Below are 21,802 nucleotides of genomic sequence, written 5' to 3' on the forward strand. Positions count from 1 at the left end.
CCCTCCTCGGAAAGAATTATGCGTCTTGAAACACACCTAAACGATCGATAACGTCCGAGTCAATACTGCGGTAAACTTTCCCGCTATGCGGAAAATTAAGGTCGTCCACCTAGTCCCATTCGTGCCGGATCCTGCGGATGACACAACTAAGCGAGGGCATAATGCCATGAAAGAAATGAATTATCCGACCATCCAGCACCTCATCGGACGAGACTGGATCGCTTCTCCCACGCCAGAGGATCGTGCAGTCATAAACCCTGCAAACGGGCAAACTATCGGACAGATTCCGCAGGCTAGCGCCGCAGATCTAGACCATGCGGTTCACTCGGCCGAATCAGCTTTTCGCCGATGGAAAAACAGCTCTCCCATGGAACGAAGTGCGATTTTGCGGCGGTTTGCCGACCTGCTGCGCCAAAATGACAGACTGATCGCTGGCTGGATCACTCTCGATGAAGGCAAGCCGCTGGCTGAGGCTTTGGCTGAGGTCCGCGCCTCGGCTGACCACGTTGACTGGCACGCCGAGGAATGTCGGCGCATTTATGGGCGCATCATTCCATCACGCAGCCCGCGGGTACAGCAGCTTGTCGTGCGCGAACCGATAGGCGTCTGCCTTGCCATCACGCCTTGGAATTTTCCGCTGAGCCAAGCGGTACGCAAGGTCGCGGCGGCGCTTGCGTCAGGTTGCACGATGATCTTAAAAGCCCCGGCAGAGGCTCCGGCGGGTTGCATGGCAATTGCTCGCTATCTGCTGGATGCAGGATTGCCCGAAGGCTGTCTGAACCTTGTCTGGGGTAATGCGGCCTTCATTTCGGAAACTCTAATTGCGCGCCCCGAGGTGCGCAAAATCACCTTCACCGGTTCGGTCGAGGTGGGCAAGCATCTGGCAGAATTGGCTGGCCGCCATATGAAGCGGGCGACGATGGAGCTCGGCGGTCACGCGCCCGTATTGGTGTTCGACGACACCGATGCCACGGCCGCGGCGCGCGCCTTGGCGGTCAACAAGCTGCGCAATGCAGGCCAGGTGTGCATCGCCCCAACCCGGTTTTACGTACAACAAGGCATCTACGATCGATTTCTGTCCGAACTAGTTTCAGCATTTGAGAGCGTAAAGGTGGGCGCTGGTTTAGCCGAAGGCACGCAGATGGGACCATTGTGTCATCGCGGACGCGTGAATGCGATGGAAAAGCTCGTCGAGGATGCCCGCGAAAACGGCGCACGGGTGTTGACGGGAGGCAAAAGGCTTGGAAATCATGGTAACTTCTATGCCCCGACAATCGTCGATACGCCCAACGACGACATTGACTTGATGCGCGAAGAACCCTTCGGCCCGATTGCTGTCGTCTCGTCTTTTCGTGACATAGAGGACGGACTGTCGCGGGCCAACGGGCTACCCTTCGGGCTGGCGTCCTATGTCTTTACCAATTCGTTAGAGCGTGCAGATAAAGCAGCTGCGGGTTTGCAGGCAGGTATGGTAAGCATCAACCAGTTCGGCCTCGCTCTGCCCGAGACTCCGTTTGGAGGCGTGAGAGACAGCGGCTATGGGACTGAAGGCGGGACGGAAACCTTCGAAGGCTATCTCATTACCAAATTTATCTCGCGCAATCGCGCGCCAGTGCTGTGAGGATGCCCATGCCTGTTGAATTAAGCTTCTCAAATGACGCAGCAATTCTGACCATAGACAATTCGCCGCTTAACCTAATCAACGCGGAGGTTCGGGCTGGAATACAACACTGTATCTTCAAAGTCCTCGAAACTGGGGCTACCAGGCTGATTATCACCGGCACAGGAACGACCTTCGTCGCGGGCGCGGATGCGAAGGAATTCGGTAAGTTGCCTGTTGATCCACAACTAAATGATGTGCTGATGCAACTTGCACACCTCCCGATTCCTACTATCGCAGCAATCAACGGGGCTGCGCTTGGTGGGGGACTAGAGATTGCTCTGGCTTGCTGCTATCGCATCGCCTCAACTTCTGCCAAACTGGGCTTGCCAGAGGTAAACTTGGGGATCGTGCCTGGCGCAGGGGGAACCCAAAGACTGCCGCGACTTATCGGTATTGAAGCTGCGCTTGACATGATTGTCACCGGGAAGGCTGTTTCCGCCGAGCAGGCACTGAAAATGGGACTGATCCAGCTGCTAGCCGATGACCCGCTTGGCGCGGCCATAGCTCTCGATGACGATGTACTTGAGGCGGCACAGGCACCCGACAATCTTCCTTCACCAAAGCCAAACCACGTCGCAGCGGAAGTCGCCCGAGCGCATGTAGCGCGGCGTATGCCTGGCCAGAATGCCCCGCAGGTTGCGGTGAACCTAGTCGCGACCAGTGCGACGACGCCGCTGCACGACGCACTAGCCAGCGAGCGCTCTGCGTTTTTGGACCTTCGTACCTCGGATCAGGCGCGGGCCCTTAGGCACGTTTTCTTCACCGAGCGTACCGCAACCAACAAGGGGCGCGCCTACCCCCGACCTTCCCGAGATGCTGAAACCGCCATCGTGGTCGGTGGTGGCAATATGGGCGCAGCTATTGCGTACACGCTGGCGACCGCAGGGATCTCGGTGACTGTCGTCGAACGTAGTGCCTCGTCCGCCGAGTGGGCCAGTAAAAACCTGCAAAAGCTGATTGATCAGGGTATCAGTCGCGGTATTCTGTCCGTCGATGCGGCAAAGACGGTTGAAGACCGGCTGGTTACGGTCTCAGGCTATGACGCTCTGCCACCAACCGATCTAGCAATCGAGGCGGCCTTCGAGGATTTTGCGGTTAAGACCGCGATCCTGACCGAACTCGAAGGCGCACTGCCACCCGAGACCATCATTGCCACAAACACATCCTATCTCGATGTAAATCGGCTCTCTGATGGGTTGAAACACCCGGCACGCTTTGTAGGGATGCATTTCTTCAGTCCTGCGCATATTATGAAACTTCTGGAAGTCGTCAGGAGCGACCGAACGTCAGACGGAACATTAGGTGCAGCACTTGTGCTGGCGCACAGGCTTGGTAAAATCCCGGTACTGTCTGGTGTTTGCGATGGCTTCATCGGAAACCGAATTTTGTCGAGCTACCGTCGCGCCGCTAATCGCCTTCTGGTGGAGGGGGCTAATGTCGACGAGATCGACGCGGCTATGCGCGGATTCGGTATGGCGATGGGTCCATATGCTGCACAGGACATGTCGGGGCTGGACATCGCCTACGCGAATATCCGTCGCAAGGCAGTTGCCGAAGGGAACTGCTGTGGTCACGTGCCCTTGGTCGAGCGGCTGGTCGAAAAGCACAAACGCCTAGGACGCAAATCGGGCGCCGGATGGTACGACTATGGGCCAGACGGCAAACCCTCACATTCGGAGCTGGTCGCTAGCGAAATACTCCGTGTCTCAGAAGAAATGAACTTCACTCGCCGCGAGTTCTCAGCTGACGAAATCGTAGAAAGGCTCTTGCTCACAATGGTGGCGGAAGCCTGCGATATCCTTGACGAAGGCGTAGCAGAAAAACCGCAAGACATCGACCTAGTAATGATTCACGGCTACGGATTTCCCCGCTGGCGGGGAGGCCTGATGCACCACGCCAAAAATATCGGCAAGGATCGGTTGACCGCGCTCTTCAGCGCGCATGTCAAAGAGGATCCTTGCGGCTGGAGGGTGCCTCGTTATTTAGAAAGAGTTTTCGCGACCGGGGAGGAACATGTCAGCATGTTTCCCACGATCACCGGCAGATAAGTTGTCTTTCTGTGGTAGAGGGAGTCTGTTTTGCAAATGGGGTGATGGCCGTGGTTGCCCTTTCCCCGGATAAACTTATCCCACAGCTTCCGTAACGGGTATGCCGAGTGCAGTGTATCCGTTCAGGACGGCGATGCGGACTGGGAGTGCCGCGACCTGACGGTCAAAGTCCCGCGCTATAAGGCGATGCCCCAGCGACATGACACAGTTCATTTTCGTCTCGACACTGCTTCGGCGGTGGTATCCGCTCCATCGTCGCCAGAGCGCGCGAGCCAGGCACTTCGCCGCGCGCAGGGCCTCGTTTCGCGCCACGGCTCCGGCGGTGATGGTCTTCCATGGCTTTGCGTTCTTGCGTGGCGGGATAACGGCGTGGGCACCACGGTCAGCAATTGCGTCGTGGCATTTCCGTGTGTCGTAGGCACCGTCAGCCATGACACTGCCGATCTACTGGTCCGCCGGGATCTGGTTGAGGAGGTCGGGTAAAACCCATGCATCGCCGATGTGGCTCCCTGTGACCTCGTCACTGCGCGAACCTCCAGTGTTTCCTCGTCAACCCCGAGATGGATCTCGGTCCAGACGCGCCGTTTGGGTCCACCATGCTTGCGGGCGTGCCACTCGCCTTCGCCCGCGACTTTGATACGCGTGCTGACAGCAGGTGCAGCGGCCCCTTGGAGCCGCGATTCGAGATGTTCACGGCCAGGGTCTTCTGACGCCGGGACAGGGTGCTGAAGTCGGGCACAGTCCGGACGAGACCAACCAGCTGCAGCAGGCTCTAGACGAACCCAGTCGTCTACCGGAGCGCCATGCCGAATAACACCTTCATGGAAAGGCAGGTCTGGCTGGAGGCATCGCTGTAGGTCTGCTGCCGGCCACGACTGCCTATCGGCGCGGCCTCCCAGCTCATTTCGGGGTCGAACCAGATTGCCAGAGCGCCCCGGCGCTTGAGCGCTTCATTGTAGGCTCGCAAGTTCCTGGTGTTGTAGGTCGGGGGTGCAGTCTGCTCATGCACCCCGGCTACCAAGCCGGGTTCATAAGATGGATCCCGCACGGAATTTGTTCAACAGAGCCTAGTAGCAGGCATATCTGCCTCACGACAGGCTGAGCAAGATCATACAATTTCCAAAGCAGGTATGTTCAATACACGGTGCATTCTTCGCCCTTACTCTGAGATCATTGGCGTACGCCTCAGACCGTTTGACGCCTCCGAGATTGGCGACGTCAGGTGGTGGCTTTGCCAAATGTTACTCTTGGGAGGATAAATATGGAAATCAGTAGAGAAGCGGATACGCTGCGGGCGCTTTATCAGAATTGGACCGATCAGATGGTCGAGAACCCAGACCTGACGATCGCGAACTTGCGCAGCATGTTCGATGAATGGGGGCAGCCTGCTCTAGAGCCGGAAAACGTTAGCTACAAAAGCGATCATATCGGAGGAGTCGAGGCTATCTGGGCACTGCCTGTCGGGGCCGATACCTCGCGTGTAATTGTTTACACTCATGGTGGCGGCTTTGCCGTCGGCTCAGCCGATAGTCATCGGAAAATGGCAGGGCACCTCGCTAAGGTGCTTGGGGTTACGTCGGTGATCCTGCACTATCGACGCGCACCCGAGCACCCATTTCCGGCGCAGATCGAAGATGCGGTAGCCGCGTACACAGCATTGCTGGATAAGGGCTTCAAGGCAAGAAATATTCTGACCGCTGGCGACAGTGCTGGCGGCAATCTTGCCATCGCCAGCGTGCTGAAATTTCGCGAACTTGGGCTGCCACTGCCCGGAGCGGTCATCGCATATTCGCCCTGGCTAGACATGGCGATGCGCGGGGAAACACTGGAAACCAACGCGGAAACCGATGCGCTAGTCGGGAAACCGATTCTCGAAGCGATGGCGGGAATGTTCCTCGGTGAAGGCACTGATCAGCTAAATCCGTTGGCCAACCCTCTGGAGAACGATTTCACCGGTTACCCGCCGCTTTATATCAATGCCGGAGGGGCTGAGACGCTTAGGAGCGATGCCGAGCGGTTGCACGAAAAGGCCAAGGCACAGGGCGTAAATGTGACCCTGTCTATCGTCGAAGGCATGCAGCATGTCTTTCCCGCGCTTTCGGGACGCGCGCCCGAGGCGAACGAGGAACTTGGTCGCATCGCCGCATGGTATCAGGCCCTCTGACACCTGTACTCGCACTGCATTGCGGTGCGGTGCGGTGCGGTGCGAGAGAAACCCCTACGACACATTCATCTGCCATCTCACCCGCAAACTGCGGGGCGGAGCAGTCTTACTCTGGGAGGAGTGACATGAACATTCAGACTGAGATTACTAAAACATCCGGAGCGGATTACGACGCAGTCGTCATTGGCGCGGGCTTCGGCGGGCTTTACGCCGTCCACAAACTTCGCAACGAGCAGGGACTGAACGTCCGGGGCTATGACAGCGCCAGTGACGTTGGCGGCACCTGGTGGTGGAACCGATATCCCGGTGCGCTGTCGGACACGGAAAGCTATGTCTACCGCTATTCTTTTGACAAAGAGTTGCTTCAAAAAGGCCGCTGGAAAACGCGGTATCTGACCCAGCCCGAGATCCTCGAATACATGAACGAGGTGGCGGATCATCTCGATCTCCGACGCAGCTACAAGTTCGACACCAAGGTGGACGGCGCGCACTATAATGAAAAAACCGGTCTCTGGAACGTGATCACTGATAGTGGTGAGACAGTTACCGCCAAATACCTTGTCACTGGCCTCGGTCTCTTGTCCGCAACGAATGTTCCAAAATTCAAGGGCATCGATGATTTCAAAGGCCGTATCTTACACACAGGTGCCTGGCCCGACGGCGTGGACTTGAGCAACAAACGCGTGGGCATTATTGGCACTGGCTCGACCGGTGTGCAGGTTATTACAGCAACGGCACCAGTTGCAAAACACCTGACTGTTTTTCAGCGCTCTGCACAATATGTCGTGCCGATTGGGAACACCCCGCAAGACGATGCTACCATCGCAGAGCAAAAGGCAAACTACGATAGTATCTGGAATCAAGTGAAGAATTCTGTTGTGGCCTTCGGCTTCGAAGAAAGCGTCAAGCCCGCCGAAACCGCCTCCCCCGAAGAACGGGAGCGGGTCTTCGAAGCCGCCTGGCAGCGCGGCGGTGGTTTCTATTTCATGTTTGGCACCTTTTGCGATATTGCGACCAGCCAAGTGGCCAATGATGCGGCCGCTGACTTCATCAAGGGCAAAATCAAGAAAATCGTGAAGGACCCCAAGGTCGCAGAGAAACTGACGCCGAAGGACCTTTACGCCAAGCGCCCGCTTTGCGGAAACAACTATTACGAGGTCTACAACCGAGACAACGTGACCCTCGCCGACGTTAAGGCCGATCCGATCGCAGAGTTCACTCCGAACGGCATACGTCTCGAAAGCGGCGAGGAGCATGAGCTTGACATCGTAATCTTTGCCACTGGCTTCGATGCGGTCGACGGCAATTACGTCAAAATGGACCTCCGCGGACGCGGAGGCGTGACCATGCGCGACACTTGGAAGGAAGGCCCGCTCGGTTACCTCGGCATGATGGAGGTCGACTTCCCGAACTTCTTCATGATCCTTGGCCCTAATGGCCCCTTCACCAACCTGCCCCCCAGCATTGAGACGCAAGTCGAATGGATCGCTGACACGATTTGCACGGTGGAAGAAGAGGGGGTTCGAAATGTGGAGCCAACCGTGGAAGCGCGCGATGCTTGGGTTCGCACCTGTCGTGAAATCGCCGACATGACACTCTTCCCCAAAGCTGAAAGCTGGATCTTCGGCGCAAATATCCCCGGAAAGAAGAATGCAGTAATGTTCTACATGGCCGGGATTGGCAATTACCGAAATGCCATTAATGCAGTGAAGGAGGAAGGTTATACATCCCTGATCCGCAACCGCACTGCCGAGAAGGTGTAAAGAATTCCGCCGGGCATCAAGAATCCCCGGCGGAACCAATTAAATTTGTTCATGAAAACTAGGGAGAGAGATTTGGGAAGGGTATTCGGAAAAGTCGCACTGGTAACAGGTGGAGCGATGGGCATGGGAAAAGCCCATTGTGAAACGCTGGCACGTGAAGGTGCGCATGTATTTGTAACCGACCGTGACACGGAAGCGGCTGAAAGCGTAGTGAAAGGTATCATTGAAGCCGGAGGGAAGGCGGAATTCATTCAACATGACGTGACGCTTGAAGAAGATTGGAAGAATGTCATCTCTACGGTGCAATCAAGTGCTGGTCGGCTTGATGTGCTAGTGAACAACGCTGGCATTCTCATTCTTAAGCCGCTCCACGAAACCTCGCCTGACGAATTTGACATGACGTTCAACGTCAATGTACGCGGTATTTATCTCGGCATCCGAGCCGCGGTTCCATTGATGAAAGAGGCCGAAAAGGCATCTATTATCAATATTTCTTCAATCTATGGGATTGTTGGAGCCGCTTCGGCGGGAGCCTACATTGGATCCAAAGGCGCCGTACGGATGTTGACGAAATCCTGCGCAGTCGACCTGGCTGAAAGTGGCATACGCGTGAATTCGATCCATCCCGGTGTCATCGATACTCCCATGACAAAAGATCTGCTACACGCCGACGAAGTTACCCGGCAGGCAATTCTGGGGGCGACGCTGCTCAAGCGACCAAGCAAACCTGAAGAGGTTTCGAATGCGGTCCTGTTCCTCGCATCGGATGAGTCATCGTTCGTTCACGGAGCAGAGATTGTAGTAGATGGCGGTTATACTGCGAATTGACAGGGACCCATCCCGAGTAACGGCTCGGAATCCGGGCCGTTACCACCATTGCAAATTTTGAAAACGATAAAAGCCAATGAAAATAATTGCTCCTATAAAACGCCTAATTGACCACAACGTGAAGGTTCGCGTTAAGGCGGACGGGAGCGGAGTTGATCTCGCGAATGTGAAGATGTCGATGAACCCGTTCGACGAGATTGCGGTCGAAGAGGCGATCCGGCTGAAGGAAGCGGGCAAGGCGGACGAGGTTGTCGTCGTCTCGATCGGCGTGAAGCAGGCGCAGGAAACGCTGCGCACGGCGCTGGCGATGGGCGCGGACCGGGCGATCCTGGTTGTGGCCGCCGATGACGTGCACCAGGACATCGAGCCGCTGGCGGTGGCCAAGATCCTGAAGGCCGTGATCGACGCCGAGGCGCCGGGCCTGGTGATCGCGGGCAAGCAGGCGATCGACAATGACATGAACGCCACCGGCCAGATGCTGGCGGCGCTGCTGGGCTGGGGCCAGGCGACCTATGCCTCCGAGGTCGGGATCGAAGGCGATCATGCCGTCGTGACCCGCGAAGTGGATGGCGGGTTGCAGACGATCAAGGTCAAGCTGCCGGCGATCGTCACCGCCGATTTGCGCCTGAACGAGCCGCGCTATGCCTCGCTGCCCAACATCATGAAGGCCAAGAAGAAGCCGCTGGATGAGAAGACCGCCGCCGATTACGGCGTCGATGTCACCCCGCGCCTGGAGATTGTGAAAACCGCCGAGCCCGCCGCACGGTCGGCAGGCGAGATGGTCGGCTCGGTCGACGAGCTGGTGTCGAAACTGAAAGAAAAGGGGATCGTGTAATGGCTGTTCTTCTCCTTGCAGAAATCGCCGGTGGCGCGCTGGCGCTGGACGCCACCGCCAAGGCGGTGACCGCTGCCAAATCGCTGGGCGATGTGACCGTTCTGGTTGCGGGCCCTGCTGCTGCGGGTCAGGCCGCGTCGCAGATCGACGGCGTGGCGAAGGTTGTGGTCGCGGATGACGCGGCCTACGCCAACGGCCTGGCCGAGCCGGTCGCCGATCTGGTGGTCAGCCTGGCAGGCAATTATGAACATATCGTTGCTCCCTCCACGGCAAGCGCGAAAAACATCCTGCCGCGCGTTGCGGCGCTGCTGGATGTGATGGTTCTGTCGGACGTGACGGCCATCCTGGACGGGTCCACGTTCGAGCGCCCGATCTACGCGGGCAACGCGATGCAGACGGTAAAGTCCAACGATTCCAAGAAGTTACTGACCGTCCGCACCACCGCCTTCGACGCGGCTGGCCAGGGTGGCTCGGCCGCCGTCGAGGCCATCGCAGCAGCCGGCAACGCGGGCCTGAGCGCCTGGGTCGAGGACAAGGTCGCGGCGTCGGATCGTCCGGAACTGACCTCGGCCAAGGTCGTGGTCTCGGGCGGGCGCGGCGTCGGTTCCGAGGAAAATTTCGCGATTATTGAAGCACTTGCGGACAAACTGGGTGCTGCCGTCGGCGCCTCGCGCGCGGCTGTGGACTCTGGGTTCGCACCGAACGACTGGCAGGTCGGCCAGACCGGCAAGGTCGTGGCGCCCGAGCTGTATATCGCGGTCGGGATTTCCGGGGCAATTCAACACCTTGCGGGGATGAAGGACAGTAAGGTCATCGTCGCCATCAACAAGGACGAAGAGGCCCCCATCTTCCAAATCGCCGATTACGGCCTCGTCGCAGACCTCTTCGACGCAGTCCCGGACCTGACAAAGGCACTCAAAGAATGACAAACGTCTATATCTGCGATTACATCCGCACACCAATCGGTCGCTATGGCGGCGCGCTTTCTTCTGTGCGAGCCGACGATCTTGGCGCAATCCCACTCAGGGCCTTGGCCAGCCGAAACCCGGGGCTAGATCTAGCGACCATTGACGAAGTGATTTTTGGCTGCGCCAACCAAGCGGGAGAGGACAACCGTAATGTTGCTCGCATGTCGCTTCTACTAGCTGGATTTCCGGATTGTGTACCGGGGACAACAATGAATCGGTTGTGCGGGTCGGGCATGGATGCGATAATCACGGCCGCCCGCGCTATCAAATCAGGAGAGGCCGATCTCATTGTCGCAGGTGGTGTGGAAAGCATGTCGCGTGCTCCGTTTGTGATGCCAAAAGCTACAACAGTATTCTCGCGCGAGAATAGTGTGGAAGACACCACCATCGGCTGGCGCTTCGTCAATAGACTGATGAAGAGCCAATACGGCGTCGACAGTATGCCTGAAACGGCCGAAAACGTGGCTGAAGTCTTCGGCATCAACCGCGCCGACCAAGATGCTTTCGCCCTACATTCCCAGCAAAAGGCGAGCGTTGCTATGGCGAACGGTCGTTTGGCCCGTGAAATTGTCCCGGTAGAGATTCCTCAGCGAAAGGGGGAGCCAAAGATCGTCGTACAGGATGAACACCCTCGCGCGAGTACGACTTTGGAAGCGCTCGCCCAACTGAAAACTTTCGTAAAAGCGGATGGCACGGTAACCGCAGGGAATTCTTCAGGCGTGAACGATGGTGCCGCAGCATTGATCCTTGCCACCAGCGACGTCGCAAAAAAATTTGGCCTCACGCCGGTCGCAAGGGTCTTGGGCGGCGCAACCGCCGGCGTTGCACCGCGCATCATGGGTTTCGGGCCGGCACCGGCGTCGAAAAAGCTGATGGCGCGACTTGGACTGAAACAAGAAGACTTCTCGGTGATCGAACTTAACGAAGCCTTTGCTTCGCAGGGTCTGGCCACACTACGGCACCTGGGGATCGCGGATGATGATGCCCGCGTGAACCCAAACGGCGGCGCTATTGCTCTCGGCCATCCGCTTGGCATGTCGGGTGCCCGCATCACCGGCTCAGCGATGCTGGACCTCAAACCTGGAGAAAAGTCGTTGTCGACCATGTGTATTGGCGTGGGACAGGGAATTGCAATCGCACTCGAAGCTGTCTGAGGTGCCGTGACAGCCTAAAAATTACCATAATCATGATTACGCGATTATTGGTCGACCCCAAATTTTCCGTGTAGAATTCGCCCTCTACCACCTCCCTGTGGGCGATACCCTGGCGGTACCGGAACCTCTCTCCGGTGCCGCCCTTTCCTGAAAGAACGATTGAACGGCCCATAATGTTTGCGAGACGGATCATCACGTGACCTGCGTTTCGGCAGGCATTCCATTCCGGCGATCTCGCGCCATCCCAAGATTTCTTCTCTGCACTTCCGAATGTAACATATATCGCGTGGCGATATTTCGCGCATCGTGTCCGTTTCAACGGCATGAACTTGCGGGACCGTGTAGCACTAAACATCCAGGAATTGAGACGCGCCCGCAGCCTCAGCCAGGAGGAGCTTGCTCATCGGGCCGATGTGAGTCGCGGCCATATGGGCAAGCTCGAGAACGCCAAGTTCGCGGCCTCCCTCGACCTTCTCGAACGTATCGCCAAAGCACTGAACGTAGATCCAGCAGAGCTCTTCACAAAACGCTAGCCAGTTTTTGCCAGCCCCTGATGCGTCCTGGAGCGGAACGTCTCAAGAGGTAGTCAAATGGAGTGCAGAGAGTTCGATGGGTAAGAAGAAGACAGGCTGGCCCTTCCAGAACGGGTTTCTGAACGACGGTGCGCAGGAGATTCACCTGTTCACCGATTACCGTTGGAATGATGGCTCGGTGAGCCGCCGCTGGCATGTCGATCCAGAACGCTTTGATGCTTGTCTGGTCGAGCTTCGCCCAGTTTCCCTGAAGGCATCAGACCGTTCGGATCAGTAGGAGAACCACTCCGAGTGGCCCATGTTGCCCTCGTAGTCGCCGTATTCAACCATGATACTGCGCAAATAGAAGTACGAGGAACCTCCGCCGGTCGGATAGGCGATCTCCTGACCGCCTTCCGATACGAATGCCTCGGGCCAGGGCGTGTGGGATCGGTAGACCCGCTGGATGTACCGGCAGGTGCGGTTCTCTCGGTCGCAGGAACGGAGAGACCAGTCCCAATACTGTTCACCTCCCCTTTCTCTATAGGCTTGACCGGTGAACCAGATCACATGGGTGCGGTTCAGCCATTCGTATTCGGGCAGAGTGGTGTCGAGCTCGCCCTCCCCGCCGGGCCCGCCCAGCTCGACCGGCACATGTGCGAAGGTGCAGACCCCGAAGGGCGGCAGGCTCGGCCAGGGCGTGATGCGGCGGATCATAGTGCGATAGGCCCGTGCACAGACTGCGCTCGGGGGGAAGCCGCCAGCCATGCAGAGCATGATGGCGCAGTCGATGTCATAGGCCTGCGCCTTCCCCGGGGCTCCGAACACCGCCATCACCCCCATCGCCGCTGCCATCGCCTGTCGCTTCATGTCGCTCTCCCGCAAAAGTTGCGCAGACTATCGCGCAATATGTATTTTTCTGCAATATGTCGTATTGACTCCATATGACTTTATGGCCTTAGTGTCGTGCAGTAGAAGGGCTCTCGTGGGGAGAGTCCGAACATGCCGATAGCGCGCAACCAGATCCTGATCACCATCGATGGTGTCAAAGACCTGTCCGAACAGGGCATCGCGTTCCGCTGCCGGTATGAACTCGTGGGGTTCACGGACGATGGCAAGCCGCGCTACCAGTGCATCTACCTGCGCGAGGGTGAGCCGGAAGCCATTCTGGTCTCGACCCGGATCACCCCGCACGGGCCTGAGCCGCGGTATTTCAACATATGGCCAGGGCTCTTCAAACATCATCTCGAGTTCGGTGACGGGCGCGATCTGCGCTTTGGTCCTGACTACAGCATCACCCTCGAGGAGCGCGGCTGACGTTATCGCCTTCGGCCGCGACGGCACAGCCCGGACTTCGGGCTGGACCTTTCACGGTGAGCGCCCTGCCTGGGCTGGTTTGGAACATAGCGCTGAAGCCGAGGTCGTTCTGGCCTCGTTGGACGCCACGCCGCCTTCCAGTCGCGACGACACCCTCTCCCTGATCCGCACGACTGCCGTCCGCCACCAGGGGAACCGTGCCCTGCGGCAGGTCAGCCTTGATGCGGACGACTGGCAAATTCTGTTCCGCGCCCTGGTCGAGGCTGAAAGCAGCTACAACCCGACCGCCGTCAGCCCGAAGGATGCCTATGGTCTTGGCCAGCTGATGCCGGATACTGCCCGTGCGCTCGGCGTCGATCCGCGCGATCCCTCCCAGAACCTCGACGGCGCGGCGCGGTATCTGCTCGCACAACTCGGAACGTTCAAGGACATCGACTTGGCGCTCGCGGCCTACAATGCCGGACCGCACCGGGTGGTCGAGTATTCCGGCATCCCGCCTTTCATCGAGACCCGCGACTACATCGCGCGCATCCACCGGATCCGGTCCCGACTTGCGGGTACACCTGTTTCCGCGCCGGACATCCGCGTCGCAGACCGGGTTCCAGCCCGCGCGCCGGTCCTCATCGATCTTCAGTAAAACAAGGGAACTTCGCATGCTTCGACATCGCCTCAGCCGCCTCTTGCCTGCCACCACAACCTTGGCGGCTCTCGCAAGCCCTGCCTTCGCGCAGGACTTGTCGCCGATCCAGACCATGCTGGAAACCGTCGAGGCCGCGCTGACCGGTCCGATTGGGATCGCGGTTGCCACACTCGCCGTCATCGGCACTGGTTTCATGTGCATGATGGGGCGGCTGAACTGGGGCTGGTTCGCCTCGGTCATCATCGGGATCGTGCTGATCTTCTCGGCCGGCACCATCGTCGACGGCTTCTCCTGAGGTTGGAGAATAGAGTTGGCAGAACGATCCCCCCTTTTTCTGGGCCTCGCCCGACCGCCCAAGTATCTGGGCCTCCCTGTCGGATACCTCGTGGTGCTGGCGACCGGGGTCGTTCTGCCGTTCATCTGGACCAAGTCCATGGTCTTCTTCCTGATCGGCCTCGTCGCCTATCCGATCCTCTGGTTCGTCGCCGACCGCGAGCCGCATTTCTTCGAGGTCCTGCGCGTTTCCTACGGCTCGGTGCGCCCGACGAAGAACCGCGCCCTGCATGGAGGCGACAGCTTTGGCGCTTGATGCGGGCACACTTTCCACTCACGGAACCGCTCTGCTTCAGGCTGGCGGCGGGGAGTTCGCGCGGGAGAGCTATCTCGCTGATCACCTGCCGTATTTCGCGCTTGCCGATGACGATGTGATGGTGCTGCGCGAGGGCGATCTGATGGCGACCCTGCGCCTTGATGGTCTGAACCCGATGACCAGCGAAGACGCACGGCTCGATGCGCTCAAGCGCGCGGTTGCCGCCATCGTCGCCCAGACCGGCAATGCCTTCGGCTTTTACATCCACCGCATCTCCGTGCCACAGGATCTGGGGATGCGCCCCATCGAGGGCGACAGCTTCGCCGCCGCGATAGATGCCCGCTGGCAGGCCCATGTGAAAGACCTGCGCCCGGCCAAGCGCCAACTCTATCTCAGCGTGATCCGGCGCCCCGATATCTCCGCGCGCATTCCATTCCTTCGGACGCTGGCCCGCAAAGCCTGGGTCAAGGACCGCGCGACGCGCCTGCAGGAGCTGAACGAGGTCATGGGCTTTTTCGAGGTGGCTCTGTCTTCGGCCAACCCTGTGCGCCTGACCCGCACGGGTGGTGAATGGCTGGGCTATCTAAACACGCTGAACGCGGGCAGCTTCTCCCCCATAGCCTTCGGACAAAGCGCTCTGCCTCTTTCACATATTTTGAGCAATTGCCGCGCGACCTTCGACGGCGACGTCGTCACCCTGACCGACGCCGTGACTGGGCGGGTCAAATACGGCGCGCTCTTTTCGATGAAGACCTACCCGGCATTGACCGATGTGACGCTGCTCGACGCGCTCGACCTGCCGCTCGACATCGTGCTCACGAACTCCTTCAGCCCGATCCCGAACAACATCATGGCCGAACGCATCCAGCGCATCATCCGCCAGATGCAGGCCTCCGACGATGCGGCCGTCTCCCTGCGCGAACAATTGGGCCAGGCTGCCGACGACCAGGAGGCAGGACGCATCGCCTTCGGGGACCATCACCTCTCCATCGCGGTCTACGCGCCGGACCGCGACACGCTCGAACGGGCCGCCGCCCAGATCAAACGCGTGGGTCAGGAGATCATGTCCGTCATCGTGCGCGAGAACATGGCGCTGAAAGCCACCTACTTCGCACAATCCCCCGGCAATTTCGGCTACCGCGCTCGCAAGACGCCGATTTCCTCCATCAATTTCGCCGACTTCGCAGCTCTGCATGGTAGCGTCGAAGGACGCGGTCCTGATCAGTCGCCCTGGGGTCAGACCATTTCGGTCCTGCCCACGGTCGGCACCTCTGGTTATCGCTTCAATTTCCACGAGGCGGGAGCCCCAGGCAAGGAACCGACCGTTGGCCATACGCTGGTTCTGGGGCGCACCGGGACCGGCAAGACGCTCACCACTGCCTTTCTCGCAGCGCAGGCGCAGCGGGTCGGCGCACGGCTTTTCTTCTTCGACAAGGATCGCGGCCTGGAGATGGCCGTGCGCGCCCTCGGCGGGCGCTATAACGAAATCCGGGCTGGCGTGCCGACAGGTCTGAACCCGCTCGCCACCGAAACCGACGAGCGCGGCCGCGCCTGGCTCTCGGACTGGCTTGCGACACTTCTCACACGGAATGGCACGCTCTCGGGCGAGCAATCCCGCCATATCCAAAGCGCGGTCGGCCAGAACGCCGATGCGGGGGCGGCGCTGCAGCGTTTCGCCAGTTTCGAGACCCTGTTCCAGTCACTCGATGATGATGGCGAGCTGCAATCCCGCGTTGCCGAATGGGCCCCCGGCGGGCGCTATGGCTGGGTGTTCGACGAGCCCGAGCGCGGCGCGGGCCTCAAGCTCACGGGCGACATCGTCGGGTTTGATATGACCGAGATCCTCGACATGACGACCGAGCGCATGGCGGTACTCTCCTACATCTTCCGCCAGATCGAACGCGTGGTCGAAGACCGCCGTCCCACCATCATCGTGCTCGACGAAGCGTGGAAGCTCTTGGACGATCCGTATTTCGGGGCGCGGCTGGAAAACTGGCTGGTGACGCTTCGCAAGATGAACTGCGTCGTCATCATGATGACGCAGTATCCGAGCCAGTTGCGCGACAGCCGCGTCGGCAAAACCATCGTCGAGACGGTGCCGACGCAGATCCTCTTCCCGAACGATCGCGCCACCGTCTCCGATTACGATTTTCTCCGCGTCAACGCCAAGGAGGCTGCCCTTCTCGTGCAGCCGACCATCGGCCAGCGCATCGCGCTTATCCGCTCGGCGGGCGACAGCGTCTTCGTCGATGCCGATCTCTCCGCACTTGGCGACCTCCTTCCCATCCTTGGCGGCGGCGCCACTGGCGAGGCCCGCGTGCCTGCCGATTGGCGCGCCAATCCCGATTTCTGGAGACATGTGATATGAGTTCGAAACCCCTCCTCGCGCTTTGCGCCGCCGCGAGCCTTCTTTCCGCTTGCGAGAAATACACCGAGAAAACCTCGCCCTGTTTCGGACGCAATGGCGAGCCGCAAGTGACGCGGTCCGCCCTGTCCTTCTCGACCATGGGCGCACCGGTGCAGGAGACGGCCAAGCCTGACTGCACCTTCGAGCCCCTGCCCCGTTCGGAATGAGCCGCGCCGCGATCATATCCGCCGGGCTCTGCCTCGGCCTCAGCGCCCTGCCTGCGCATGCCCAGGGCGTGCCGACACAGGACAATTCCGCGATCGGTCGCGCCATCGCCCGGGTGAGGGCATTGGCCGAGGATCTAAGCGTCCAGCAGGACAAGGATCGGACCGAGTCCACGCTGGCGGATGTGCAGGCCGACCAGCTGCGCGTCCTCGAGGAAATGACCGCTGCCATTACCGGGCCTGGCTTCGACATCCGTGCGCTCGAGGGCAATGCGGATTTCGGGGTGGCGGCGGTCTATCCCAATACCGATCCAAGCCCGATGAACAGCCGCCTCTTCGGCGAGGGCCGCGAGACGGTCGAGATGATGATCGTCGAGGTCGCCGGCGAGTTCGCAGGCGCGCCCGGTGTGGCCCGCGCCGGTCTCTCGGCCACCCAGTGGCGCTGCCTCTTCCAGGCTCTGATTAAACAGGAGAGTCGCTTCAACGTCGCCGCTGAAAGCCCGGTCGGGGCTTATGGCCTGACCCAGCTCATGCCTGGCACCGCCTCCGATCTCGGCGTCGACCGCTATGACGTGAAAGACAACCTCCGCGGCGGCGCGCGCTATATCACCACCCAGCTCAACCGCTTCGGCAACATACCCCATGCGCTCGCGGCCTATAACGCGGGGCCGGGTCGGGTCATCGAATACGGGGGCGTGCCGCCCTTTGCCGAGACCCAAGGCTATGTGCGCAACATCTCGAAATTCTACAACGAATACCTCGCTGTGGTGGGCGGTGCCGACGCGCTTGGCACGCTCTCGCCCTCGGATTTTGCGCTCGCCGAATATGCCAGCATCTCCGAGGCGGGCGTCTATTACGCCGCCGACAGTTCGGCAACGACCGAGCAAGTGATCAACCGCCTCCGCGCGATCATCCTGCAGATCGATGCGCAACCCAATGCCAAGGCGGCCTGGGAACTCAACACCTACGCCAAGGCCGAGATTGGCCGCATCCTCAACCTTCGCGTCCGGCTGATGGCCGCCAACCAGCAGCGCGAGGCGGTCTATGCGCAGCACCTCGTCGCAGACCGGTTGGCGGAGCGCGACTTCATGCAGATGGGAGTTCCCGAATGAGACAGCTTCTCCTGACCGTGGCCGCGGTCGCCACACTCGGGTTTACCTCGCCCGCAACGGCCCAGGGCGTCCCAACCTTTGATGGCTCGCAGCTTGGTCAACTCGTGGCGCAGCTCGAACACATGGCCGAGGACCTGAATGTCCAGATGCAGCAGCTCGCCACAATGCGGCTGGAACTGGAAACCCAGCTCTCGCAGCTCACGAACCTCGAGGCGCAACTGACCTCGCTCATTGAAGGCAGCGGGCTCGGAGAACTCTTCGCCACGGTCGAAGAATTCCGAGCGCTGCGCGGCAAGCTGGTGGCGCCCCTCAATACCGCACAATCGCTGGCAAGCGGCGATTTTCTCAGCGGCTTCAATCCGGGTGCAGAACTCTCGGCCTCGGTCGAACGGGTGCTTTCGGGCAGCGGGTTTACTTCGGAACGCCTGAGCACGCTTTCTGGCTCGGATGAGCCCGCCGATAACCGCATCGCCGCTTCCGCCGGGGCCAGCGCCATGCTCTCCGTCGCGGCACAGGAAAGCCACGAAGAAGCGGGCCAAAGCCTTGAGCGGCTCGAGACCATGGTCGGGCTCATCGACGATCAGGACGGGCTGAAGGCTGCCGTCGATCTCAACACCCGCGTCACCGCCGAGCTTGGCATCATCCTGACCCAGATTTGGCGGCTGGAAGCGGCGCAAGGCGTGAGTGCCGGCCAGCTTGGCGTTGTCGATGCCGCGACCCTCGCGGATGAGCGCAAGTTCCGCTCGATGGCGGTGGATCCATGAGGCAAACCATGACCCGCAGCTTGGCTCCAGGCCGGGCGCTCGGTCTCGCCGCCCTTGTCTTGAGCATCCTGCACAATGCTGCGTCGGCCCAGACCCCGAGCACGAACCCTTCCGGCGACACGCCCTTCAACTCGATGGCCATCGCGCGGGATCAAACGGATGAATGTCGTGTTCCGAAACCCCCTACCGATCTGGCCGAAACCGCCTATCTGCGCAATGGCTACCGCGCGATCTTGCGCATCCTGATTGCCGAAGAGGCGCTCGCTTCGGAAACCTGCACCTGCCTGCTGGATCAGTTCGCCTGGGATCAGGCGCTTGCCGCCCTGCCCCGGTTCCAGACCTCGGACAACCCGCGCCTGCCCTTCAACGTGCTCGAGCTCTACGCCAAGGCGGACGCGCTCGAGGCGCAAGTTGTGGAGGCCTGTGCGGAGTAAATGGGGGTCATTCGCGACATCCTTGGCCAAGTCGACGCCGCGGTGAACACCGTGGCGCAGGACGGCTTTATCTCCTCGGCGGCCTCGGTCGGTAATGTCATCTCGGCGGGCGCGACGCTCCTTGTCGTGCTCCTCGGGATCAACGCGGTCATGCAGCTCCGCCCCCTGCCCTTCGGAACCGGGTTTGCCTTCGGGATGAAAGTGGCCCTGGTCGGGATCTTCGCGCAGAGTTGGGATAATTTCAGCGTCATCTATGACATCGTCACGCGCGTGCCCGACTCCGTGGGCGCCTCGATCCTGGCGCTTACCGGCTCGGGCGACGAGGCAGGGGTCTATGAGAGCCTCGACAATATGGTCGCCCGCATCACCGCCTATGGCGATACGATCGGCGACCGCGCGGGCTGGGTCTTCGGCGCGGTTCTGGGTGCCATCTTCTTCGTCCTCTCCGCCGTCTTCGCCGCCGTCACCGCAGGGATCATCGCCTTCGCCCGCATCGTCTTCGCGCTGATGATCGTCATCGCCCCCTTCATGATCGTGACCTCGCTGTTCAAACCGACCCAGTCCCTCTTCGAGGCCTGGACCCGCGCCACCATTGGCTACGCGCTCATGCCGGTCGCCGCAGCAGGCGCCGCGGGCATCATCGTCGCCATCGCCGAAGCGATCGGGGACGCCTCCGCCGATCCGGGCGATGTCGAAACCGTCAGCCTGATCCTGCCCTTCCTCGTCATTCTGATCCTCAGCGCCGGGATCATGGCCTCGGTGCCCTACATCGCCTCCAATCTCACCGGTGTCGTCGGCATCGCGTCCAATGCCGTCGGTCTCACGGGCCTTGCGCGCCAGGGGTTCGTGAACACACGGGAGTATGGCGCGGGCGCAACCTCGCGCCTCGTCACCGGCAAGTCCCCGCATGAGCTGAACCAGATGGCCAATGCGGGTGTGGTGAAGACCGGCGAGCTGATCCGGCAAAGCCCCGGCGCGCTTCTCTCCGCCGCCAAGGCCTTCCGCAAACCCTGATGTGAAAGACGACGACTTTGAAGAAGCTTGTGACCAGTTCCTCCGCGCCTGACCGCGACGCTTTCGAGGCGGATTTCATCTACGGGCCAAGACGGCGTGAGCGTTTCGCCTGGTTCGTTGCGGCGGCAGGCGTGCTGGTTGGTGTTGCCGGCATGGTCGCGGGCGCGAGCCTCTTTCCACTCAAATCGACCGAGACCTTCGTCGTCGTGGTCGACAAGGAAACCGGAGAGATGGACCGGGTCGCCGCCGTACAGGCGCTGACGCTTTCCGAGAGCGACGCCATCATCCAGGCCAATCTCGTGGCCTATGTCGATGATCGGGAAACCTATGACCTGACCGATGGCGAGCAGCGTATCAACTCGGTGCTCAACCGTTCCGATGGCGATGCCGCCCGCACGCTGCGCGATCTCTGGTCCTCGACCAACGAAGACTACCCGATCACCGTCTATGGCCGCGACGCCAAGATCGAGGTGGTGATCAAGTCCGTGAACCAGATCGAGCGCGGCGTGGCCCAGGTCCGCTTCACCCGCACGCTGCGCCGTCCCCGCGACACCCGCACCGTCACCCGGTCCTATGTCGCTACCGTTGGTTATGACTTCCAACCTGAAACCCGCCAGCGCCTTCAGGACGTCTGGGCCAACCCCTTGGGCTTCGTGGTGACCTCCTACCGCGTCGACGCCGAGACTCTGGAGAACTGACCAAGATGAAATCTCTGCCCGCGCTTTTCCTGGCGCTTGCCCTTCCTGTTGCCGCAAACGCCGAGGCCACGCCGCAAGGCGGCCCGCTCGACATCCGCATCCGCACCGCCGTCTATAGTGAAAACCAGGTCTATCGGATCGAAACCGATCTGAGGCATTCGACCACGATCCATTTCGGGGCGGGCGAGCGCTTCGAGGCCGTGATCGTCGGCGACACCGAAAGCTTCCAGGTCGATCCGATCCCAGAGCTTGGCAATGTGCTGACCATCAAACCGCATGTGGCCAATGCCTCCACCAACATGACGGTGATCACCAACCGACGCACCTATTCCTTCCACCTGCGCGAAGGCTCGATCCCGAACCGCACCGGCATGTTCTTCGAAGTCCGCTTCCGCTACCCCGATGAGGAACGTCGAGCGACGGCGGCTACCCAGCCCAAAGGCTTTGAGGCGCCCCGCAACTACAACTACCGCGTCTCGGGCGAAGGTGATTTCCGCCCCAGCCATATCTATGACGACGGGCGCTATACCTACTTCGTCATCCCGGAAAACGGTCGCCAGCCCGCCCTCTTCAAGGCCGATGACCAGGGCCGTGAGCGCACGGTCAACTGGACCCAGCAAGGCAACACGGTCCGGGTGCTTGGGGTGAACACCTACTGGTCGCTGCGTATCGGCGATGAGGCGATCTGCGCCTGGCGCGACGAGAGCGCCATCTACGTGAGCAACTGA

The 21,802-nt window shown here is 60.1% G+C and carries 23 protein-coding genes and 1 pseudogene; 22 read left to right on the forward strand and 2 right to left on the reverse strand.

Annotated features, from left to right (window positions below; translation table 11 throughout):
• The first annotated feature begins 166 nt into the window (after positions 1-166).
• Entirely contained in the window at positions 167-1,621 is a 1,455-nt protein-coding gene (locus AC5SSZ_RS16320; protein ID WP_232272174.1) for an NAD-dependent succinate-semialdehyde dehydrogenase, read from the forward strand.
• An 8-nt stretch (positions 1,622-1,629) separates the two neighbouring features.
• Positions 1,630-3,711 carry an FAD-dependent oxidoreductase gene (locus AC5SSZ_RS16325; protein ID WP_197918802.1) on the forward strand — a complete coding sequence of 694 codons (2,082 nt, stop codon included), beginning with the start codon at positions 1,630-1,632 and terminating at the stop codon, positions 3,709-3,711.
• Between the two features lie 75 nt (positions 3,712-3,786).
• On the opposite strand, the pseudogene AC5SSZ_RS16330 reads toward AC5SSZ_RS16325, so the two are convergent.
• Positions 3,787-4,720, reverse strand: a pseudogene (locus AC5SSZ_RS16330) (IS5 family transposase).
• A 252-nt stretch (positions 4,721-4,972) separates the two neighbouring features.
• Here AC5SSZ_RS16330 and AC5SSZ_RS16335 point away from each other — a divergent pair.
• From AC5SSZ_RS16335 to AC5SSZ_RS16370, 8 genes are all read left to right on the forward strand, one after another.
• Positions 4,973-5,875 carry an alpha/beta hydrolase gene (locus AC5SSZ_RS16335; RefSeq protein ID WP_009827026.1) on the forward strand — a complete coding sequence of 301 codons (903 nt, stop codon included), beginning with the start codon at positions 4,973-4,975 and terminating at the stop codon, positions 5,873-5,875.
• A gap of 125 nt (positions 5,876-6,000) precedes the next feature.
• On the forward strand, positions 6,001-7,638 hold the full coding sequence (locus tag AC5SSZ_RS16340; protein WP_009827025.1) for a flavin-containing monooxygenase: 1,638 nt from the start codon (positions 6,001-6,003) through the stop codon (positions 7,636-7,638).
• Between the two features lie 72 nt (positions 7,639-7,710).
• The gene (locus tag AC5SSZ_RS16345) at positions 7,711-8,466 is read left to right on the forward strand and encodes an SDR family NAD(P)-dependent oxidoreductase (protein ID WP_037954867.1); all 756 of its coding nucleotides are present in this window, start codon (positions 7,711-7,713) and stop codon (positions 8,464-8,466) included.
• A 76-nt stretch (positions 8,467-8,542) separates the two neighbouring features.
• Complete coding sequence (locus AC5SSZ_RS16350; protein ID WP_009827023.1) at positions 8,543-9,301, forward strand: electron transfer flavoprotein subunit beta/FixA family protein; 759 nt, start codon at positions 8,543-8,545, stop codon at positions 9,299-9,301.
• A complete protein-coding gene (locus AC5SSZ_RS16355; RefSeq protein ID WP_009827022.1) occupies positions 9,301-10,227 on the forward strand; it encodes an FAD-binding protein in 927 nt (308 codons plus the stop codon). The genes AC5SSZ_RS16350 and AC5SSZ_RS16355 overlap by 1 nt, the downstream gene beginning before the upstream one ends.
• Positions 10,224-11,423 carry a 3-oxoadipyl-CoA thiolase gene (pcaF, locus tag AC5SSZ_RS16360; RefSeq protein ID WP_007120599.1) on the forward strand — a complete coding sequence of 400 codons (1,200 nt, stop codon included), beginning with the start codon at positions 10,224-10,226 and terminating at the stop codon, positions 11,421-11,423. The genes AC5SSZ_RS16355 and pcaF overlap by 4 nt, the downstream gene beginning before the upstream one ends.
• Positions 11,424-11,746: 323 nt before the next feature.
• Positions 11,747-11,956 carry a helix-turn-helix domain-containing protein gene (locus tag AC5SSZ_RS16365; RefSeq protein WP_007120600.1) on the forward strand — a complete coding sequence of 70 codons (210 nt, stop codon included), beginning with the start codon at positions 11,747-11,749 and terminating at the stop codon, positions 11,954-11,956.
• 76 nt (positions 11,957-12,032) lie between these two features.
• Positions 12,033-12,233 carry a hypothetical protein gene (locus tag AC5SSZ_RS16370; protein WP_007120601.1) on the forward strand — a complete coding sequence of 67 codons (201 nt, stop codon included), beginning with the start codon at positions 12,033-12,035 and terminating at the stop codon, positions 12,231-12,233.
• Here AC5SSZ_RS16370 and AC5SSZ_RS16375 read toward each other — a convergent pair.
• A complete protein-coding gene (locus AC5SSZ_RS16375; RefSeq protein ID WP_007120602.1) occupies positions 12,227-12,805 on the reverse strand; it encodes a hypothetical protein in 579 nt (192 codons plus the stop codon). The genes AC5SSZ_RS16370 and AC5SSZ_RS16375 overlap by 7 nt on opposite strands.
• A gap of 132 nt (positions 12,806-12,937) precedes the next feature.
• Here AC5SSZ_RS16375 and AC5SSZ_RS16380 point away from each other — a divergent pair, with 132 nt between their 5' ends.
• The 12 genes from AC5SSZ_RS16380 (at position 12,938) to AC5SSZ_RS16435 (ending at position 21,802) form a co-directional block, all read left to right on the forward strand.
• On the forward strand, positions 12,938-13,252 hold the full coding sequence (locus tag AC5SSZ_RS16380) for a hypothetical protein (RefSeq protein WP_007120603.1): 315 nt from the start codon (positions 12,938-12,940) through the stop codon (positions 13,250-13,252).
• Positions 13,253-13,331: 79 nt separating this feature from the next.
• Positions 13,332-13,889 (forward strand): lytic transglycosylase domain-containing protein, encoded by a 558-nt coding sequence (locus tag AC5SSZ_RS16385; protein WP_007120604.1) that lies wholly within the window; start codon positions 13,332-13,334, stop codon positions 13,887-13,889.
• Between the two features lie 16 nt (positions 13,890-13,905).
• Positions 13,906-14,187 carry a TrbC/VirB2 family protein gene (locus AC5SSZ_RS16390; protein ID WP_007120605.1) on the forward strand — a complete coding sequence of 94 codons (282 nt, stop codon included), beginning with the start codon at positions 13,906-13,908 and terminating at the stop codon, positions 14,185-14,187.
• A gap of 15 nt (positions 14,188-14,202) precedes the next feature.
• On the forward strand, positions 14,203-14,481 hold the full coding sequence (locus AC5SSZ_RS16395; protein ID WP_038070148.1) for a VirB3 family type IV secretion system protein: 279 nt from the start codon (positions 14,203-14,205) through the stop codon (positions 14,479-14,481).
• Entirely contained in the window at positions 14,456-16,849 is a 2,394-nt protein-coding gene (locus AC5SSZ_RS16400; protein WP_007120607.1) for a VirB4 family type IV secretion/conjugal transfer ATPase, read from the forward strand. The genes AC5SSZ_RS16395 and AC5SSZ_RS16400 overlap by 26 nt, the downstream gene beginning before the upstream one ends.
• Positions 16,846-17,055, forward strand: a complete 210-nt coding sequence (locus AC5SSZ_RS16405; RefSeq protein WP_007120608.1) for a hypothetical protein — start codon at positions 16,846-16,848, stop codon at positions 17,053-17,055. Before AC5SSZ_RS16400 ends, AC5SSZ_RS16405 begins: the two co-directional genes overlap by 4 nt.
• Positions 17,052-18,164 carry a lytic transglycosylase domain-containing protein gene (locus tag AC5SSZ_RS16410; RefSeq protein WP_007120609.1) on the forward strand — a complete coding sequence of 371 codons (1,113 nt, stop codon included), beginning with the start codon at positions 17,052-17,054 and terminating at the stop codon, positions 18,162-18,164. The genes AC5SSZ_RS16405 and AC5SSZ_RS16410 overlap by 4 nt, the downstream gene beginning before the upstream one ends.
• On the forward strand, positions 18,161-18,928 hold the full coding sequence (locus tag AC5SSZ_RS16415; RefSeq protein WP_007120610.1) for a type IV secretion system protein: 768 nt from the start codon (positions 18,161-18,163) through the stop codon (positions 18,926-18,928). The genes AC5SSZ_RS16410 and AC5SSZ_RS16415 overlap by 4 nt, the downstream gene beginning before the upstream one ends.
• Positions 18,929-18,936: 8 nt before the next feature.
• Positions 18,937-19,362, forward strand: a complete 426-nt coding sequence (locus AC5SSZ_RS16420) for a hypothetical protein (RefSeq protein ID WP_007120611.1) — start codon at positions 18,937-18,939, stop codon at positions 19,360-19,362.
• Positions 19,363-20,376, forward strand: a complete 1,014-nt coding sequence (locus tag AC5SSZ_RS16425) for a TrbL/VirB6 family protein (RefSeq protein ID WP_007120612.1) — start codon at positions 19,363-19,365, stop codon at positions 20,374-20,376.
• A 17-nt stretch (positions 20,377-20,393) separates the two neighbouring features.
• Entirely contained in the window at positions 20,394-21,074 is a 681-nt protein-coding gene (locus AC5SSZ_RS16430) for a VirB8 family type IV secretion system protein (RefSeq protein ID WP_007120613.1), read from the forward strand.
• Positions 21,075-21,079: 5 nt separating this feature from the next.
• On the forward strand, positions 21,080-21,802 hold the full coding sequence (locus tag AC5SSZ_RS16435) for a TrbG/VirB9 family P-type conjugative transfer protein (protein WP_007120614.1): 723 nt from the start codon (positions 21,080-21,082) through the stop codon (positions 21,800-21,802).

The sequence above is a fragment of the Phaeobacter sp. CC-HEC084 genome (assembly GCF_059429255.1).

Excerpts from the sequence above, each read along its gene's own strand:
- AC5SSZ_RS16320 (WP_232272174.1), top strand. The coding sequence starts at position 167 with ATGAAAGAAATGAATTATCCGACCATCCAGCACCTCATCGGACGAGAC.
- AC5SSZ_RS16325 (WP_197918802.1), top strand. The coding sequence starts at position 1,630 with ATGCCTGTTGAATTAAGCTTCTCAAATGACGCAGCAATTCTGACCATA.
- AC5SSZ_RS16335 (WP_009827026.1), top strand. The coding sequence starts at position 4,973 with ATGGAAATCAGTAGAGAAGCGGATACGCTGCGGGCGCTTTATCAGAAT.
- AC5SSZ_RS16340 (WP_009827025.1), top strand. The coding sequence starts at position 6,001 with ATGAACATTCAGACTGAGATTACTAAAACATCCGGAGCGGATTACGAC.
- AC5SSZ_RS16350 (WP_009827023.1), top strand. The coding sequence starts at position 8,543 with ATGAAAATAATTGCTCCTATAAAACGCCTAATTGACCACAACGTGAAG.
- AC5SSZ_RS16355 (WP_009827022.1), top strand. The coding sequence starts at position 9,301 with ATGGCTGTTCTTCTCCTTGCAGAAATCGCCGGTGGCGCGCTGGCGCTG.
- pcaF (WP_007120599.1), top strand. The coding sequence starts at position 10,224 with ATGACAAACGTCTATATCTGCGATTACATCCGCACACCAATCGGTCGC.
- AC5SSZ_RS16365 (WP_007120600.1), top strand. The coding sequence starts at position 11,747 with ATGAACTTGCGGGACCGTGTAGCACTAAACATCCAGGAATTGAGACGC.
- AC5SSZ_RS16370 (WP_007120601.1), top strand. The coding sequence starts at position 12,033 with ATGGGTAAGAAGAAGACAGGCTGGCCCTTCCAGAACGGGTTTCTGAAC.
- AC5SSZ_RS16375 (WP_007120602.1), bottom strand. The coding sequence starts at position 12,805 with ATGAAGCGACAGGCGATGGCAGCGGCGATGGGGGTGATGGCGGTGTTC.
- AC5SSZ_RS16380 (WP_007120603.1), top strand. The coding sequence starts at position 12,938 with ATGCCGATAGCGCGCAACCAGATCCTGATCACCATCGATGGTGTCAAA.
- AC5SSZ_RS16390 (WP_007120605.1), top strand. The coding sequence starts at position 13,906 with ATGCTTCGACATCGCCTCAGCCGCCTCTTGCCTGCCACCACAACCTTG.
- AC5SSZ_RS16400 (WP_007120607.1), top strand. The coding sequence starts at position 14,456 with ATGGAGGCGACAGCTTTGGCGCTTGATGCGGGCACACTTTCCACTCAC.
- AC5SSZ_RS16405 (WP_007120608.1), top strand. The coding sequence starts at position 16,846 with ATGAGTTCGAAACCCCTCCTCGCGCTTTGCGCCGCCGCGAGCCTTCTT.
- AC5SSZ_RS16410 (WP_007120609.1), top strand. The coding sequence starts at position 17,052 with ATGAGCCGCGCCGCGATCATATCCGCCGGGCTCTGCCTCGGCCTCAGC.
- AC5SSZ_RS16415 (WP_007120610.1), top strand. The coding sequence starts at position 18,161 with ATGAGACAGCTTCTCCTGACCGTGGCCGCGGTCGCCACACTCGGGTTT.
- AC5SSZ_RS16420 (WP_007120611.1), top strand. The coding sequence starts at position 18,937 with ATGACCCGCAGCTTGGCTCCAGGCCGGGCGCTCGGTCTCGCCGCCCTT.
- AC5SSZ_RS16425 (WP_007120612.1), top strand. The coding sequence starts at position 19,363 with ATGGGGGTCATTCGCGACATCCTTGGCCAAGTCGACGCCGCGGTGAAC.
- AC5SSZ_RS16435 (WP_007120614.1), top strand. The coding sequence starts at position 21,080 with ATGAAATCTCTGCCCGCGCTTTTCCTGGCGCTTGCCCTTCCTGTTGCC.